Genomic DNA, 16,716 nt, shown 5'->3' on the forward strand with positions numbered 1-16,716 from the left:
TGCTTTTTCTTATCTTAAGAAATCGACAAGGGATGGCTGAATCACTTTAGCTGTCGTCGCTAAAGCAGCTCTATTCACAGTCTCTTGTTGAAGAAGATCAAGAATGGCTTTTTCACTTTCTACATCTTCGGCATCTGATTTAGCCTTTTTCAGCACTTCAAATTGCGAAGTCAAACGGCTTCCGACTAAGTCGATACGATTAGATCTAGCCCCAAGGTCTGAACGCTCAGCACTCATCACTTCTTTAAACTGATCGATATTTCCTAATGCATCATCAGAATTTGTAAACGTTCCATTTTTTAATGAGTTTTCTAAATCAGTCAGCATTTCAATGACATTTTGACCACTGGCAGATTGCCCACCAAAAGCTGAAAGAGGATTTGAATTCACATTTAATGTGATTCCATCAGAAATGTTCGATTGAACCACGTTTGCATCTGTATAGTTTTCAAAGTTAAATGTAAACGTACCATCTGCATTCTCTACAACTGGTTTAACATTTGTATTCGTCCCATTAAAAACAAACTTACCTAACATCTGCGTGTTCATTGCATCAATGATTTGATTCTTCATCTGACCAATTTCCACTCCGATAGCAGCTAAATCTTCTGGCTGTTTTGTTCCATTGGCTGCATCGAGTACTTTATCTCGTATATTTGACATGATATCAATTATTTCAGTGACACTTGTTTCAGATGTATCAATCCAGTTTCGTGCCTCATTTAAATTAGTTTGGTATTGCTCATTTCGAAACATGGCTGTACTATACTGAAGACTTTTCACTGCTGCCACAGGATCATCAGACGTTTTTGTGAAACGTTTTCCAGACTGTGCCTGCTCATTAATTTTAGAGAGTTTTTCATAACTTTTACTAATATTTCGAAGTGAATTTTGAGAAATCATACCTTGCGTGACTCGCATCAGTTACCCTACCTTCCTACGACTCCCATGCCGTTTATTATTTTATCTAATACTTCGTCTTGTAACGTCATAATTCTTGCAGCTGCATTATACGCATGCTGAAATTGGATCATGTTCGTCATTTCTTCATCAATAGATACAGAACTAGTTGACATCCTGCGTTCATTGGCTGAATTCACAAGCGCTGCTGAACTGCTTTCAAGGGTCATGTTCTTTTTAGCTTGTATCCCCATTTCGGCAATGACATTCTGATAGTAATCCTGAATCGTTGTGGTAGTTCCGCCGATTGGCAGCTTTAAGTTTTGAATATTAGCTAATTTCGTAGCATTCGAACCATCACCTTGCGTTTGATTAAGAGATGCAGCAATGTTATCTGTCGATGCTAAAATCACGTCACTCACTTTGATACGTGCTGCCAAGCCTTTATTCAAATCATTGTTATTCTCAATATCGAAAAAGTCTTGTCCACTTGTGCCGTTTAACGTGTACCCTTGCTTATGGACATCGTTAAAAGTATCCATAAATACTTTTGCTACTTCATCCAGCTCAGCAAGCATATCTGGGTACATGCCTTTTTCAGCTCCATTAGACATGTAGCCATACGCCTCAACAAGTGCTTTTACTTTACCATTCACTTGTAATTGATCAGCTGCGATGGTTGTCGTTCCAAATTGGAGTGAGTTAACAAGTCCTGTCGTATTATCATAGGAAAGTTGTAATTCAGATTTTTCATTGGTAATGCCATTTAAAATTGTACCAGCAGATTGTCCATTAGCACCGATAATGTCGATGTTAACGGTTCCTTCAGCAATTTCCAGAGCATTTCCTCCAGAAGGGTTGTAGCTCACTTTAATATCAACAAGTGAGGAAAGCTGATCTATAAGAGCGTCTCGGGTATCATAAAGATCATTGGGAAGATAACCATTTGGCTCAACTGTTGCAATCTGTTTATTCACTTCATCAATTTGAGTTAATAGGGTGTTCACATTTTTTGCCGTTGAATCGAGTTCAGTTTTCAAATTCTTTTGTATCGTTGTTAAAGAAGAATTTAGCAGGCGGAATTGATCTACTAAAGCCTGAGCACTTGTCTTAACAACTGTACGGGCTGAAGCAGTATCAGCATTTTTCGATTCCGATAAGACTTGTAATGATTTCCAGAGATTATCAAAGGCTCTATTCAAGCCTTCATCTGTTAAATCATTCATCACTCCTTCCATTTGTGAAAGAGCATCAGACTTCGTCGCATAATAAGACAGGTTATTGTTATGATCTCTATACTGAAGATCTAAAAAGCTGTCTCGAATTCTTTCAACAGTTCCAACTTGGACACCTGTCCCCATTTGGCCGTATGTCTTGCCATCATAAACTGAAATCACTGGGTAAGGATTCTCTGCTTTAAAGGTAACTCTCTGTCTTGAGTAGCCATCAGTATTTGCATTGGATACGTTGTTTGATGTGACATAAAGCCCTGCACGCTGGGCTGTGATTCCTCGTTTTGCCGTTTCTAGTCCCATGAATGTAGAACCCATAGATATCCTCCTTGTTTACGCCTTTGAATCAAACAAAGCCCTATGCTGTTTAGGCTTTGAACTCTCAAGACCATTTTGTCCGTAATTCATATTTTCTTTGTTAGGATTCACAAGATCGAATGTCAGTGAAATAAATTGAAGTGACTGCTGAATAAGCTGTTTGTTCAGTTCGTTTACATCTTTCAGTTCCACCATGATGTCATTCAGCTTCTCATATAACGAAATAAGCTCTTCTTGATCCGTTCCTGTAGCTTTTTCGATACATGCGGTGATTGTCGGCGATTGATCACTTTGTAAAAATTGAACTGCTGCTTCAATCCGCTTTTCTTCTAATTGTGAAATGGCCTGAATATATTTTTGCTCAAGGTTCAGAACCTCTGAAAGAGCATCGATCTCGTTATTTTTCAGCATTTCTGTTTTATTCTTAGACAGCTTTAGAAGCTGTTCATGTAATCCGTAGAGACGGTGCAGTTCTTCAATCATTATTTTTACTGACATTCACGCTACTCCCTTTTGTTATTGTTGTTTATAAAAATTCAACATTTTATCTGCAATGCCTTTTGTATCTACTTGATATGTTCCGGCTTCAATACTTTTTTTAATTTGGTCTATTTTATCTTGACGTTCTTTCATGATATTCGGCACCTTTTGCATTTCGATTGCCTTTTTAGAAATTTCGACTTTGTCAGTTGATTTTGCTTGATTCGATTGCAACGTTTGTTTCTCATATGTTTTCTTGTAAGGATTTACTGGTTGTGTTCCATATCGATTAATTTTCACGGGATTCCTCTCGCTTTCCGTTACAGTCTGTCTTGATTCTATCCATTTTATCGACCAAACTGCAACTTAGTTTAGGGAATCAGTCGTTTTTAGGATTAATGGCATAATAGGTGTCTTTTTTCCTAGATTCAATCTCCCTTTTACGCTCTTCTTCTTGGTCCATTTGGCTGATTTGCGTCTTTATATCCTTTTCACAATGGCTACACAGCTTGTTTTTCCTGATCGGTTGGCCGCATCTTTCACAAGGATAATTGATATTCGGGAATTGACTAATTTGAAGTCTTTTCAAACGGATAAATTTCAGGATTAATTCTTCATCAACTTCTGTTGCGTCTACTATTTCAGCAATGGTTGATTGTCTATTACTTTGCTTACGCAAGAATTTATAAACGATATCAAAAGAACGTTCTTCTTCTTCAAAGCATTTGTTACAAACCGTTTGGATGGTGGTTTTTAAAAATAACTGATTACATTGTGGACAGTTTGCCAATTGATTCATAACCAAAACCCCTTACGTTATTTTCTTTTCTTAATATCGGTTGATTGTCATGATTTTTAACTACGAATCAACGTAAAAGAGGAAACACTTTTGGCGCCTGCTCCTTTTAAAATTTTTGCTGCACGATAGACTGTCGCCCCAGTTGTATAAATGTCATCGATTAATACGACATCCTTTAGAACGATCGGGTTTGACTGCCTTAATTGGAACAAATTCTGTTGATGTAAACGTTCATTTTTTCTTTTCTTAGACTGCTTACTTTGATGTACTTTTATAAGTGGCTCCAATATAGGTCCGCCAATCATGGAAGCAAGCATCATTGACTGATTGAATCCTCTTTCCTTTAATCTCTCTTTACTCAAAGGAATTGGGACAAGGACCGGTTCTTTGATTGAAAAAGAACGTTTAAACGCTGACTGTACATCTTTTTTAAATAGATCAGCTAAAGCCGTATCACCTCGAAATTTAAATCGAGCTAGAATATCTTTCATAAAGTCGTTGTAAGCATAAACAGATCGATTCATCACAAGAATCTCAGCAAAATCCCGTCGTTTATTCCACCTTGAACAATCCTGACACAATTGATCATTTGATTGGGCTCTTCCGCATTTAGGACAAGTAGGACCTTGAATCTTCATCAGGTGGCCCTTACATGCTACACATAAACGATCTTCATTTAATAGTAGGAATGATTTCCATGTAAAAGCAGCCACAAAATGGCTCTCACAAATTGGACAAATCAACGATTTTCTTTGTTCAACGGCAAATGATTTTCGCACCTTGGATATGTAGTGACCGTTGAAGCAGCTTCTGTCAGAATGACGAGCATCGCCGTATTTTTCTGTTTATCCACCATCTCGGATTTACTGTAGGATATTTTATCGATATCTGTTATATATTGCGGTTTCACTTGATTTAGAGAAATGGCTAATACATCTTCTATACATTTTTCACAATGACAAATCATGTTTAATTGGTTGAGATATTGATAGAGAATTTCTTTAAGTAGTATTTCTTTTGCGTTGAGTAGCATATTTTGTCTCTCCTGCCATTTGTGTTTTGTGAATATAATGTACCATGATTTAGTTGAACCCACACTATTTTTCAGAAAACTCTTTTTCAGCTGTATTATTCATTTTTACGATATGTTTCTTTGCTTGTTTCATACTTCTCGTTAAACCAAAATGAAAAAAGTACACGTCTCCGTAAAAAAAATCTGGATGTCTACCTGCTCTACCAGAAATTTGGACAAGTGCACTTTCTGTAAAAATAGGAGATTCCGCACCTAATACGCCCACTTGAACATCTTGAATGGTAACGCCTCTTTCTAGAATAGTTGTTGTAACCAATACATCGTACCTATGATCTCTGAAATGCTGGACTTTTTGCTTCCTTTCTTGATCATCCGCAGAAACACCCTGTACATTTACATCTTGAACTTGAAGAATATGAGTTACCTTCTTCATAGTAGAAATAGAAGGAACAAAGAGTAACACTCTTTTTTTCTTTGTGATATGTTCATGCAGCCAGTTCATTGTAGATGCTGGAAGCCGATTTCTTTTTAATCTCTTTTTCCAATCTCCAACCCATTGAAATGTTGGGACAGGCAACGGTTTTTGGTGGAAGCGCAGAGGAATTTTGATCGCTTCTAATTGTCTACGAGCAACATCCTTTTGCATTTTTTTAGATGGTGTGGCACTTAAGTAAATTCTAACTCCTGTTTTTTTCATTGACTTTAAAACAGCAAACTGAAGCCGTTCATCCATTGAATAAGGAAAAGCATCGACTTCGTCTACAATGAGGACATCAAAGGCGTTTTTATATCTCATTAGCTGATGGGTTGTAGCGATCATAAGCGGTGCCATTTGAAATCTTTGAGAACTCCCGCCATAAAGTGCAGCTATATTCAGTCCTTGAAATGCCTTTCTCATTCGAGGTTCAAGCTCAAGTACAACATCGGTTCTAGGCGTCGCAATACAAACACTCATTCCGTTATTTAGCGCATATTTTATTCCCTGAAAAAGCACCTCCGTTTTCCCCGCACCACAAACAGCCCAAACGAGCAGATCAAATTTGTTTTGGATTGCTTCTACTAGCCTATCGGACGCTCTCTTTTGCCCTTTAGAAAGCTCTCCCTGCCATGTTAATTCAACTTGTCTTGTTTCTTTCTTTTGTGGACCCGTCCATTCGTAGAGAAAGCCACATTCGCTTACTTTTCCCAGCATGATGCAGGATCTACAGTATACACAGTCTTTTTTACATGTTTCACACGGAGAGAGGGCAAAGTAGCGCTTGTTTGATACACCGCACCGGCAGCAGATCAAACCACTCGCCAACCTATCGACAGCAGGTGTTCTATGGATAAATCCTTGATTCTCCAGCCACTCCAATTCGGACTGTGTACATTGACATTCAACAGGAAGAAGGTGCCTTGATTGTAGCTTGTGACTGAGTTCCATTGCTTTTTCCAGATTCAATTTCACGCACTACCTTTCCATTCATGTTGACCCATTATGTACAAAGAGAAGACCTTTCGTCTAATTGTAAAAATAGAAAAACAAATCCCCTTTTCCATGAGAAAAGGGGATTTTGATATCTACCTGATGATCCAGCCAAGTGCTAAAGAGCCTTCGCCTAGATGAGTGCCAATCACGGCACCAAAGTAGCTTTTATAAAATTCAACATGAGGATACTTTTCTAATAAGTGCGCAATTAATTCATCTGCTTCTTCTTCTCTATTACCATGTATCAGAGTTGCTCTCATTGGAACACCACGTGATGCATCTTCATCAAATAATTCAAAAATACGTGAAATGGCTTTTTTGCGTGTACGAATCTTCTCAAAAGGGACAATTAGCTTGTTGTCAAAATGTAAGATAGGCTTTACCTTTAAGAGGCTTCCAATAAAAGCCTGAGCACCATTTAATCTGCCGCCACGTTGTAAATGAGTTAAATCGTCTACCATAAAATAAGCTCTTTGATTTTCTTTTAGATAATTGAGATGGGAGATTACTTCTTCTGGAGAAGCACCACCTTGGATTTTTTCAGCAGCTTCTAACACATAAAAGCCTTGCGCCATACAGCTAGTCTCTGTATCAAACGGATAAATGTCGATTCCGTCAACTATTTCATTCGCTGAGGCCGCACTATTGTATGTTCCACTAATTCCGCTTGACAGATGTATACTAATCACAGCATCATATGTTTCACTAAGTTTTTCATATAATTCTATAAGTTCACCGAAAGCAGGCTGAGAGGTTGTTGGAAGATCTTTATGTTTCTTGACTTCTTCATAATATGTCTTCCAATCCATTTCTACTTCTTCACGGTATGATTCAGTACCAAAGATGACATTCAGAGGGATCATATGAATATGATGTTTATCACGTAGTTCTTGTGGTATATAAGCAGTACTGTCTGTTACAACGGCTATTTTCATTCTTAAATACCTTCCTTATCCGTTAAGTTGCTTTTTAAAAAAGAATGATCATTGTTTTTCACTAGATTTATAATACTAATCAAAAAAGCTTGCCTAATCAATAGGCAAGCCCGCTATATCCGAAAAAGACTCCTTACCTGCCTATCATTGCTCTCTAACTTGAATGTGAGAGAACTAAAAACAGGCGAAAAAGGAGTACTTGTCCGGAACATTATCTCATTTCTACCCAGCCGTTTTTAATTGCTACAACAACAGCTTGAGTACGGTCATTTACATTCATTTTTTGCAAAATGTTACTCACGTGGTTTTTGACTGTTTTCTCACTAATAAAGAGCGACTCACCAATACCTCTGTTGCTCTTTCCGTCAGCTAACATTTGAAGAACTTCACATTCACGTCTTGTTAAGATATGAAGTGGTCTGCGAATTTCAGGATATACCTCGTGCTGTGGATGTGCTGAAACGCCGCTTGTTGCTAAGCGTCGGAATTCATTTACTAAGTTATGAGTGACTTTCGGATGTAAATAAGAGCCTCCGTCAGCTACTACTTTTACTGCTTCAATGAGGGTATCTGCATCCATTTCTTTTAACAAGTAGCCTCTTGCTCCTGTTTTTAATGCGTGTGTCACATAGTTTTCATCGTCATGAATAGATAGGATAATGACTTTTGATTCGGGATAAAGCTCTACTAGCTGTTTTGTAGCCTCCACACCATTTACATTCGGCATATTAATGTCCATAATGACAACATCCGGATGATAGTGTTCTACGATACGTGCAGCTTCGTCACCGTCGTCTCCTTCTGCAACTACTTCAAAAGTAGGTTCAAAATCTAAAATCCGTTTGACACCTTCACGGAATAATTGGTGGTCATCGATAATTACAATATTTACTTTAGTCACAAGCTACGCCTCCCCATGTTTATTGTTCTACACCTGAACTTTATGGTCAATATGTCTTTTGTCTCTATTTTACAATTTTATTTTGTAATGTTAACGGTACTCTAATCATGACGAATGTCCCTAGACCTATTTTTGAGTCTATGGTCATTTTACCTTCTAGTAAGTCTACGCGCTCTTTCATACCTAGTAACCCAAAGGATTTGTTTTTATTTGTTTTAACATCCTTCATATCAAAGCCTTTTCCATCGTCTTTGATAATTAAGGTTACAAAGTCTTTCGTCACTTCAACCTTCACAGAGATTTCTTCAGCTTCAGAATGCTTTAAAGAGTTTGTGACAGCTTCTTGAGCTAGTCTAAATAGTGCCACTTCAAATTGAGAAGCAATTCTTTCGCTTTCTGTATCACCTATGCACTGGAACGTAATTTTGGTTTTTCCATCATATTCTTCAATTGTGTTTAAGTATTTTCGAAGTGTCGGAATGAGACCCAAATCATCTAAAGCCATCGGTCTTAAATCATAAATGATTCTTCTCACTTCGTACAGTGCATTTCGCACATTCTGCCTTAGACTTCTAATTTCTTTAAAGCCTTCTTCTGTTCCACGGTCTCTAAAAATCCGTTCAATTAGTTCTGAACGCATCATCACGTTTGCCAGCATCTGAGCAGGTCCATCATGGATTTCTCGTGATACCCTTTTGCGCTCTTCTTCTTGGGCTTCAATAATTCTTAGTCCAAAATCTTGTTTTGCCTGAGCATCTTCAAGTAAAACACCGACCTGACGTAAATCTTGGTTCAAGTAGTTGAGGACGACCGTGATCTGGCTCACAAGCGTTTCTGAACGTTCAATGACGTCTTGTAAGCTTAACAATCGTCTTTCGAGATCATCTCTTCTTTCCCTCAGCTGTTTTTCGCGCTGCTGGATCATGGTCAATTCTACTTGCAGGTTATGTGCTTTTTCATAGGCTTCTCGTATTTCTTCTTCGCTGAATTTGTTGAAGTTTCTGCTGACCTCAGATAAACGATTTCTAGCATGTCTCGTATGTACTTCTAGTTTATCCCCAAAATCAATGACTTCGTTGACTTGCTGTTTAATTTGCTTAAGCTCTTCTACCAGGCTTTCATATTGTTGACGGGACTGTTCGCCGATTCTAAATACTTCGTCCTTACTGCCATCAACTGTACTTAGCATTTTCATGATGATTGAATCCAATAACTTCGGATCCATTTTAGGTGTTGTCATGGCTTTTCCCTCCCGTAACAGTGATGTCATCTTTTTTTATTATAAATGTCATTGATCTGCATTTTATGTCGAATTATAATGAAAGAATGCGTATAAATCATGAAATTTTTATGACGACCCTTTTTCCGCTCCTATCATCATAACAAAATACGCTGTAAAATTCTAAAACCAATGCAAATTTTCTCTAGCCTTACAATTTGCTTGTCAGGAGGGTATGTCTTTTGCTGAACCGCTATCTCACAGTCAAAAGCCGTGGCGAGCATGAGATCGTCATTGAAAAATCACGTTTTATTTGTCATATACAACGTGCTGTCTCAGAAGAAGAAGCACAAGCCTTTATACAATCCATAAAAAAACAACATTGGAACGCCACTCATAATTGTTCCGCCTATTTGATCGGTGAACATGATCTGATTCAAAAAGCAAATGATGATGGTGAACCAAGCGGTACGGCAGGGGTACCCATGCTTGAAGTGCTTAAAAAACGCAAGCTGAAAGATACAGTTGTTGTTGTCACTCGTTATTTCGGCGGTATTAAGCTAGGTGCCGGTGGTTTAATTCGCGCGTACGGAAAATCTGTGTCTGAAGCAATTAATCATGTTGGTATGGTAGAACGCTGTTTAATGCGTACGATGCACACAACAATAGATTATACATGGCTTGGAAAGGTAGAGAATGAGCTTAGAGCCTCATCTTTTCAGCTAAAAGACATCCATTATGCAGAAGATGTGATTTTTGAAACGTATGTAGAAGAAACACAAACAGAGCAGTTCATTGAATGGATGACTGAGTTGACTAATGGAAAGAGTGTTACTAAAGAAGGCGAATTGATTTATTTAGAAAAGGACGTTGGTCCGATAAAGGAGACAGATGAATGGCACAACGAGTAAAAGTGCGTGTACGAAAGAAAAAGAGTAAGAAGAAAAAGATTTTCAAACGGATTCTGGTCTTATTTTTGCTTCTCTTCATCTGCATGGGCGGATTTGCAGTTTATAAGATTGTGAATACACTCCAAGCTGCTGACAAAACTTATGATGAATTAGAGCGCGGGGAGAAATCGAAACTCCGTGATGCTGTCATTGATATAAAGAAAAAACCTTTCTCTGTCCTATTTGTTGGCATAGAGGATTACGCCACAAATGGTGATCACGGCCGTTCAGATTCACTCATCGTCGCAACGATTAATCCTCAGGATAAAACGATGAAAATGGTCAGTATCCCCCGTGACACACGAGTACAGCTTGCTAGTGACACAACGGGAAATAAAGTAAAGATCAATGCGGCATTTGCTAAAGGCGGTAAAGACGAAACGATTGAAACTGTCGAACAATTCTTGCATATCCCAATTGACAAATATGCAACAGTGGACTTTGACGGTTTTAAGGATGTCATTGATGAAGTTGGGGGAATCGATATAGACGTTCCATTTGACTTCAATGAAAAAAGTGACGTCAAAAAATCGAAAAAGATTTACTTTAAAAAAGGGAATATGCATTTAAACGGGGAAGAGGCACTTGCTTACGCGCGAATGAGAAAACAAGATCCACGTGGTGATTTCGGGCGTAACGATCGTCAGAAACAAATCTTACGTGCCATGATTGATCAAATGGCGAAACCTCATAACATTGCAAACGTGGATAATATCGCAAAAGAAGTAAGTGATCATATAACAACCAACTTCCGCATCACAGAAGGACTTGCTCTACAGCAAATTTACAGTGGTTTCAAAGGAGACGATACTGAAACATTATCTATTAAAGGATCAGACCTTTATCTAGGACCAAATCGAACATACTTCTTTGAGCCAGATCAAACCAACTTGGCTGAGGTGCAAAATGAGTTAAGGACACATTTAAAGCTTCCTGCTGAGTCATCATCTGAAACAGATTCACAAACAAATCCAGCCTCTGGTGAAACAGGAACAACTGATACCACGACTCCTTCGAGCAATACAACAGGACAATAATAAAAACAGCCCGTCTTCCGAGGAACGGGCTGTTTTTTATTGTCTTTTGACCATACGTTTGTAGAATTTCGTAAATGGTTTAAACTCTTCGTTCACCAAACCAGTGACTTCAGCAATAACTTGCATAAACATAACCAGTAAAAAGATGATGATCAATGACAGCCAAATGGTGGCACTTGTCAACAAAATTGCGCTTAAGCTAAAGACTAAGCCAATCATGTAAATCACAATCACTGCCATTCGATGAGATAAGCCAAAGGCCATCAGTCGATGATGGATGTGTGATTTGTCAGGTGCTGAGATAGGCTGTTTATTCAATATTCGTCTTATGATCGCAAAGGTCGTATCAAAAATAGGCACACCTAAAATAATCACAGGGACAACAACACTAAACAAAGTAACACTTTTGTACAATCCTAAAAGTGACAGGACCGAGATCATATAGCCTAAAAATAACGAACCTGTATCACCCATAAATATTTTTGCTGGATGGAAGTTATAAAAAAGAAAACCGATGGTACTGCCAATGACGACAAGAGATAACGAAAGAATCAGGATCTTGTCCGCAGAAAATGCCATGACGGCAATCGTGGTTAAACCGATAACCGAAATTCCGGCAGCCAGTCCATCTAATCCGTCAATTAAATTGATCGCATTTGTAATCCCAACAATCCATAGTACAGTCAGGGGATATGCCATCCATCCTAACTCCAGTCGATCTGTTAAGAAAGGAACAGAGAAAAAGTCCATTTTTAAGCCCGTGCTCACGATTAAGCAAGCAACGAGAACTTGCACAAGAAATTTAAATTTTGCACTTAAATTATATTTATCATCAAATATACCTAAAATGACGATGAGTACAGCGCCAACTGATATAGCTGTAATTTTATTATGTAGAAACAGCCCGCCTGCTAGTGCTCCAGCCGCTACCCCAATAAAAATCGCCAAACCGCCCATTCGAGGCATTACTCTATCATGAACTTTTCGTTTATTCGGCTGGTCCACTGCACCAATCTTAATTGCAAACTTTTTGACGATTGGTGTCACAATTAAAACTGTAGCCAGAGAGACAAAAAACGCTAATAAGGCGCGTTCGTAATCCATAGGTCAGTCTCCTTCTAAATTGAAATCTGTATTTTGTATATTGGCCGCTCTTTCCATTATACAATTGAATATAGGATGATCACAAGCTCCCCCTAAGAAGAAGAAACAAATAAAAACGCACAATCCTGAATGAATTATGCGTTTTCTTTAATATTCGTTAATTCCACCATGTTTGTGAACAGTGCGTGCCAATCTTTTTTCTTTGCCCGGCTTTGTCTTAGATGTCTGCATTTCATGTCATCTTTTTTACTGATCACTTTCTGGCAGGCTTCGACGAAGAGAGCTGGATCTTCGCCCTCTACATATTCATACACATCATTCTCTTTTAGCCTTTCCGTTGATGGAAGATTTAAACCAACAACAGGGATTCCGGCAGCTAAAAATTCATACAGCTTGAGCGGAAAAACCGCTTGATTGTAAGGAGACTGTTTGTATGGCATCATCCCTACATCAATTAATTTCATATAAGCAGGCACTTCTTCGGGGGCGACTGCTCCTGTCCATAGGACATTGGGCAGTTTGAGTGCATGCTGAAAAGATGGATCTCCATTCGTTCCATCCGGACCGACAAATAAAAATGTCCAATCTGGCTGCATGCGAGCAGCTTGAGCGATCATGTCAAAATCGAGCTTCGGCTTGATCCCACCTATAAAGCCAAGAACCGTTCCCTCTCTTCCCTCTAGCACGTCTTCCCTGCTAGGGAGGTTACTTTTTGCAAACACATCATACTCGACGCCATTTTCCACTGTAAAGACATCTTTCGGTTCACCCATGAGCCTTTTTTTGATTTGATCATGTAAGTATTGTGAAGAGCATGTAATGCTGTGTGCATATTTAATAATGCGGTTTTCTGCTTTTACAATGACTCGCTGTCTCATATATGAGAGAATGTTGTTTTTTCCGCTGATGGGCTCTCCCCACAGGTCACTACAATCATACACAATATGTTTCCATTCAAAAAAAGAAGATAAGAGCGGAAATCCCGGAAACGTATACCATAAACAGACGGCTATGCCCTGCTTTTCTTCTTGACGCAAATGCTCAAGAAGAGGAGATAATTTATGGAAATAAAACATATCTTGATAACGGCCAAAGCGAAAAAACTTGCTCTTGAGCACATCAGGAATGGTCATTTGCTTCATTCGATTCGTTATAGGCTGAAAGGGAGCTGAATGACGAATGGCAGATGGGCATACCCAGATGACCTCTTTCGTTTCTGGATCAGATGCAAGAAATTCCGCCAGTCGATGCCGTCTGTACCTTAAGCCATCGTGTCCCCATTCTCCCGTTGCGACAATCACATGTATGATCGACTCTGCTTTCACCTTTATCACCTTTTTTCCCTTCTGTTTATAAGCGTTTCTTGACAGCATTTGTGGCATAGTGCATAAAACACCAAGATGCTTTCACAAAATGAAGCTGCTCAATTTCTCTGTAGACAAACCATGTTTTTTTCGCTGCTTTCCACTTGTTACTAGAAATCGAGTTTCCCACGATGCGATATTCACTGAGTGGCTCACTCATTCCATAGGCAGTAAATCCCTTTTTTAAAATAGAGAGCCATGTGGCTAAGTCCTGCCTTGTTCGAATGTTTGGCATTTCCACATGTCCTACCTGTTGAAGATCGAGCATCACCGTCAAACAGCCGATAATCGTATTTTTTAAAGCTTCATTGTAGTTCAACTGAGCCGGTGCTGTGACGGTTTTTTGTAATGACTCTCCATTTTCTGAAATGATGTCATATGCCGTGAAAGTAAAGGCATGATCATTTTCTAACATAAACTTGACCTGCTTTTCGAGCTTTGTCTGTTTCCACATATCATCGCTATCTAAAAAAGCGATAAAGCGGCCTTTCGACTGTTTGATGGCTGTGTTTCTAGCAATAGCGGCTCCTCCGTTTTCCTCTAAATAAATGACGTTGATTCTGTCGTCCGTCTGACTTAATTCCCCTAACAGCTTCCTTGTGCCATCTGTTGAGCAATCATCTGCAATGATCAGCTCCCAGTTGGAATAGGTTTGGGCAAGGACGGAATGAACTGTATCCGTTAAATAACGTTCCGCATTATACGCCGGTGTAATAATTGATACTAACGGTTGATTGTTCACCTAAGACTCATCTCCAGTTCATCATTAAGATTCTTTGAACACTTCAGGTAACACCACAAACATAAGCGAGATGCTAAGGCCAATGACAAGTCCTAGCAGAGCTCGTTTTTTCGCTGACATGCCTTTGCCTGCTTCATCGAGCACTTGGGCAGGATCGACAATCTTTGCCTGCTTCATCCCGAGCTTTGTCGATTCCAATTCATATAAAAATCGTTCTTTATCGACCTTGGAGTCATTGCTGACAGATTCATCTTCAAGAGCGGATAGTCTTCTTTCAATGACTTGCTGTCTTTTCGTAAATAAGGCTTTGTCCTGCTTTAAAAATGTATCTGACACTTGTTTCACTACCGCCAAAGCTCGAGCTTGATCAGCATCTGTAAACGACAACTGCAATTGTGTATCGGACTGGTTAGTGAGAATCAAACGATTTTTCACATCCTGCCTTTCTTCTTCCTTTACATCACGGAGTGCTTGATTCAGAAATGCATCGCTTTTTAATAGAGATGTCACTTCTGACAGATTGTTATACACACCGTCGTCATATTTCCCAAGCGTTAAGGTCACAGCAGCTGTGTAACTAGACTGTTCTACTGTCCCTTTGGCAAAAAAGAAACCAAAAGTAGCTAATGCGACAGGCAGCAGCACAAGCCAGACGATATATTTTTTCATTCGCTTCCCTATTCTTAACATAAAACCAGACATGCTCATTCTCCCAACATTGACGTATTTGCTTTTTCACTAGTGTAGCCATACAAACTCAGCATCACACGTTTGCCCACGGCTTGAAGCGCTGTTTATTTTTCATGATATTGACCGCTGCGATCACCAGCCCTAGAAACACCCAGTGGAAATATAAATTCGAGACGGAACTAGGACTGATACTTGAGACGAGAAAGCTCAGCATGGCAGCAAATAGACCTTCAATGATCATCTTGGCTGATCTCGTGTCAGCCAATTGGTATTGTTTGTACAGCGAGAACATGAGATAGGCATACACTGAGATATAACCTAGCATGACGGCAAACCCAAAATTCGTCATCACCTCTAGCAGCCAATTGTGAACTTCAACGACCTGATCTGTATCAAAGATAGAAAAGTGAGCTAAGTAATAAGACACATTGCCCGCTCCGACTCCGAAACCGTATGAATTCGTAAAGAAATGCCAAGCGTTTTTGATTAAATTCGCCCGGGCAATGTTGGACGGAAGTGGTTCGCTAAAAGAATGAGCGACCTGAGAAGCGAGAAACAAGTCATAAAAGACAGAATAGATTTTGGCTGAAAAAATGGCGATACAGATGATAACAAGCCCGCCTGCTGCCATGATGGACCACTTTTTTAAAAAGCGAGGCATCAGCAGCCATACATAGATTGCCGCTCCGGCTAATATGCCAAGCAAGCTGGCGCGCGATTCTGTTAACAAAATAAGATACAGCGCTAAGATGGCTCCTAGTAATCCGAACGCTTTGATATAACCATTTTTCATTTGGCGCATGCACGCCACATATAAGAAAAAGCTAATAGATAAAAACGTCGCAAAGTCATTTTGGTTAAAGAAGACAGCCGTAGGATAGTGCTGTTTGTACGCTGGTCCAAGATACAATGAGGTATTCGGTAAATGATTCAAGGTCAAGTGATTATAGAACCCGATTCCCATCACAAATACAGTCATGACTAGCCAAATACTATAAAAAGTCACGATCTGATCCATTCGCTGAATGTACATGACCACAAGAAAGACAAAACCCATTCCCATCGCAAGAAGAGACATATATTTCAGGCCGTCTGTGACCGAATGAGCCCAAAGCAGTGAGATGAGTCCGTAAAGAAACCATGCAGCGAAAAAACCAAGAATGCCTTTAACACGAATTTGCTGCCACTGAGATATGTACGTTCCTTTGTCTCTCATCCGCCATATGAATAAAGCAAAGACAGCCAAGAGCATGATGCGGTAGAGAAAGAGACTAAAGAACCCGGCACTAATAGAGAAGAAAGCGTTATTGAGAAATGTTAGTGCAATTAAAAGGTAAATGGCTGACATGAATATGTGCTCACCATTCATGTAGAGCTTCATACATATAGCAACCGCCATGAGCACCACAAGCAAAACCGGAATGACCACCATCTTCTTTAACCCGATAGGCTGTGCGGATGCCATTTGTACAAGCCCTATACCTGCTATTAATAAAATACATGCGATTATCATTTGCCATGCTGTTTGTTTCACACTCATA

General features: G+C 39.3%; 18 protein-coding genes. 2 read left to right on the forward strand and 16 right to left on the reverse strand.

Translation table 11 applies throughout. The features are described from left to right. Positions 1-9: 9 nt before the first annotated feature. The 11 genes from flgL to MHI41_RS16490 all read right to left on the reverse strand — a co-directional run bounded on the left by flgL (position 10) and on the right by MHI41_RS16490 (position 9,309). Entirely contained in the window at positions 10-921 is a 912-nt protein-coding gene (gene flgL, locus MHI41_RS16440) for a flagellar hook-associated protein FlgL (protein ID WP_017368141.1), read from the reverse strand. An 8-nt stretch (positions 922-929) separates the two neighbouring features. Beyond that, a complete protein-coding gene (gene flgK / locus MHI41_RS16445; RefSeq protein ID WP_017368142.1) occupies positions 930-2,450 on the reverse strand; it encodes a flagellar hook-associated protein FlgK in 1,521 nt (506 codons plus the stop codon). 15 nt (positions 2,451-2,465) lie between these two features. After that, entirely contained in the window at positions 2,466-2,948 is a 483-nt protein-coding gene (locus MHI41_RS16450; RefSeq protein WP_007499977.1) for a flagellar protein FlgN, read from the reverse strand. Between the two features lie 18 nt (positions 2,949-2,966). Further along, positions 2,967-3,230 (reverse strand): flagellar biosynthesis anti-sigma factor FlgM, encoded by a 264-nt coding sequence (flgM, locus tag MHI41_RS16455; protein ID WP_003213252.1) that lies wholly within the window; start codon positions 3,228-3,230, stop codon positions 2,967-2,969. Between the two features lie 79 nt (positions 3,231-3,309). After that, positions 3,310-3,729 (reverse strand): TIGR03826 family flagellar region protein, encoded by a 420-nt coding sequence (locus MHI41_RS16460; RefSeq protein WP_017357864.1) that lies wholly within the window; start codon positions 3,727-3,729, stop codon positions 3,310-3,312. Positions 3,730-3,785: 56 nt separating this feature from the next. Further along, positions 3,786-4,508 (reverse strand): ComF family protein, encoded by a 723-nt coding sequence (locus MHI41_RS16465; RefSeq protein WP_342494315.1) that lies wholly within the window; start codon positions 4,506-4,508, stop codon positions 3,786-3,788. Then, positions 4,469-4,762 (reverse strand): competence protein ComFB, encoded by a 294-nt coding sequence (locus tag MHI41_RS16470; RefSeq protein ID WP_035701582.1) that lies wholly within the window; start codon positions 4,760-4,762, stop codon positions 4,469-4,471. The genes MHI41_RS16465 and MHI41_RS16470 overlap by 40 nt, the downstream gene beginning before the upstream one ends. A gap of 64 nt (positions 4,763-4,826) precedes the next feature. Next, a complete protein-coding gene (locus tag MHI41_RS16475) occupies positions 4,827-5,954 on the reverse strand; it encodes a DEAD/DEAH box helicase (protein WP_342494316.1) in 1,128 nt (375 codons plus the stop codon). 371 nt (positions 5,955-6,325) lie between these two features. Continuing rightward, complete coding sequence (locus MHI41_RS16480; protein WP_060832692.1) at positions 6,326-7,168, reverse strand: DegV family protein; 843 nt, start codon at positions 7,166-7,168, stop codon at positions 6,326-6,328. Between the two features lie 211 nt (positions 7,169-7,379). Beyond that, a complete protein-coding gene (gene degU, locus MHI41_RS16485; RefSeq protein ID WP_008348273.1) occupies positions 7,380-8,069 on the reverse strand; it encodes a two-component system response regulator DegU in 690 nt (229 codons plus the stop codon). Positions 8,070-8,133: 64 nt separating this feature from the next. After that, on the reverse strand, positions 8,134-9,309 hold the full coding sequence (locus tag MHI41_RS16490; protein WP_035389673.1) for a sensor histidine kinase: 1,176 nt from the start codon (positions 9,307-9,309) through the stop codon (positions 8,134-8,136). 221 nt (positions 9,310-9,530) lie between these two features. On the opposite strand from MHI41_RS16490, the gene MHI41_RS16495 reads away from it, so the two are divergent. Together MHI41_RS16495 and MHI41_RS16500 are read left to right on the forward strand one after the other, a co-directional pair. After that, positions 9,531-10,199 carry a YigZ family protein gene (locus MHI41_RS16495; protein WP_017357860.1) on the forward strand — a complete coding sequence of 223 codons (669 nt, stop codon included), beginning with the start codon at positions 9,531-9,533 and terminating at the stop codon, positions 10,197-10,199. Further along, entirely contained in the window at positions 10,184-11,275 is a 1,092-nt protein-coding gene (locus tag MHI41_RS16500) for an LCP family protein (RefSeq protein ID WP_025208065.1), read from the forward strand. Before MHI41_RS16495 ends, MHI41_RS16500 begins: the two co-directional genes overlap by 16 nt. 36 nt (positions 11,276-11,311) lie before the next feature. Here MHI41_RS16500 and MHI41_RS16505 read toward each other — a convergent pair whose 3' ends face one another. The 5 genes from MHI41_RS16505 to MHI41_RS16525 form a co-directional block, all read right to left on the reverse strand. Then, positions 11,312-12,379 (reverse strand): MraY family glycosyltransferase, encoded by a 1,068-nt coding sequence (locus MHI41_RS16505; RefSeq protein ID WP_007499956.1) that lies wholly within the window; start codon positions 12,377-12,379, stop codon positions 11,312-11,314. Between the two features lie 134 nt (positions 12,380-12,513). Continuing rightward, positions 12,514-13,761 carry a glycosyltransferase gene (locus tag MHI41_RS16510; RefSeq protein ID WP_342494317.1) on the reverse strand — a complete coding sequence of 416 codons (1,248 nt, stop codon included), beginning with the start codon at positions 13,759-13,761 and terminating at the stop codon, positions 12,514-12,516. Then, entirely contained in the window at positions 13,730-14,485 is a 756-nt protein-coding gene (locus tag MHI41_RS16515; protein ID WP_342494318.1) for a glycosyltransferase family 2 protein, read from the reverse strand. The genes MHI41_RS16510 and MHI41_RS16515 overlap by 32 nt, the downstream gene beginning before the upstream one ends. A 24-nt stretch (positions 14,486-14,509) precedes the next feature. Beyond that, a complete protein-coding gene (locus tag MHI41_RS16520) occupies positions 14,510-15,187 on the reverse strand; it encodes a hypothetical protein (RefSeq protein ID WP_272511164.1) in 678 nt (225 codons plus the stop codon). A 61-nt stretch (positions 15,188-15,248) separates the two neighbouring features. After that, on the reverse strand, positions 15,249-16,715 hold the full coding sequence (locus MHI41_RS16525; RefSeq protein ID WP_342494319.1) for an O-antigen ligase family protein: 1,467 nt from the start codon (positions 16,713-16,715) through the stop codon (positions 15,249-15,251). Between the last annotated feature and the right edge of the window lies 1 nt (position 16,716).

The sequence above is a fragment of the Bacillus sp. FSL M7-0307 genome (assembly GCF_038627835.1).
GTDB classification, from domain to species: Bacteria; Bacillota; Bacilli; order Bacillales; family Bacillaceae; genus Bacillus; species Bacillus altitudinis.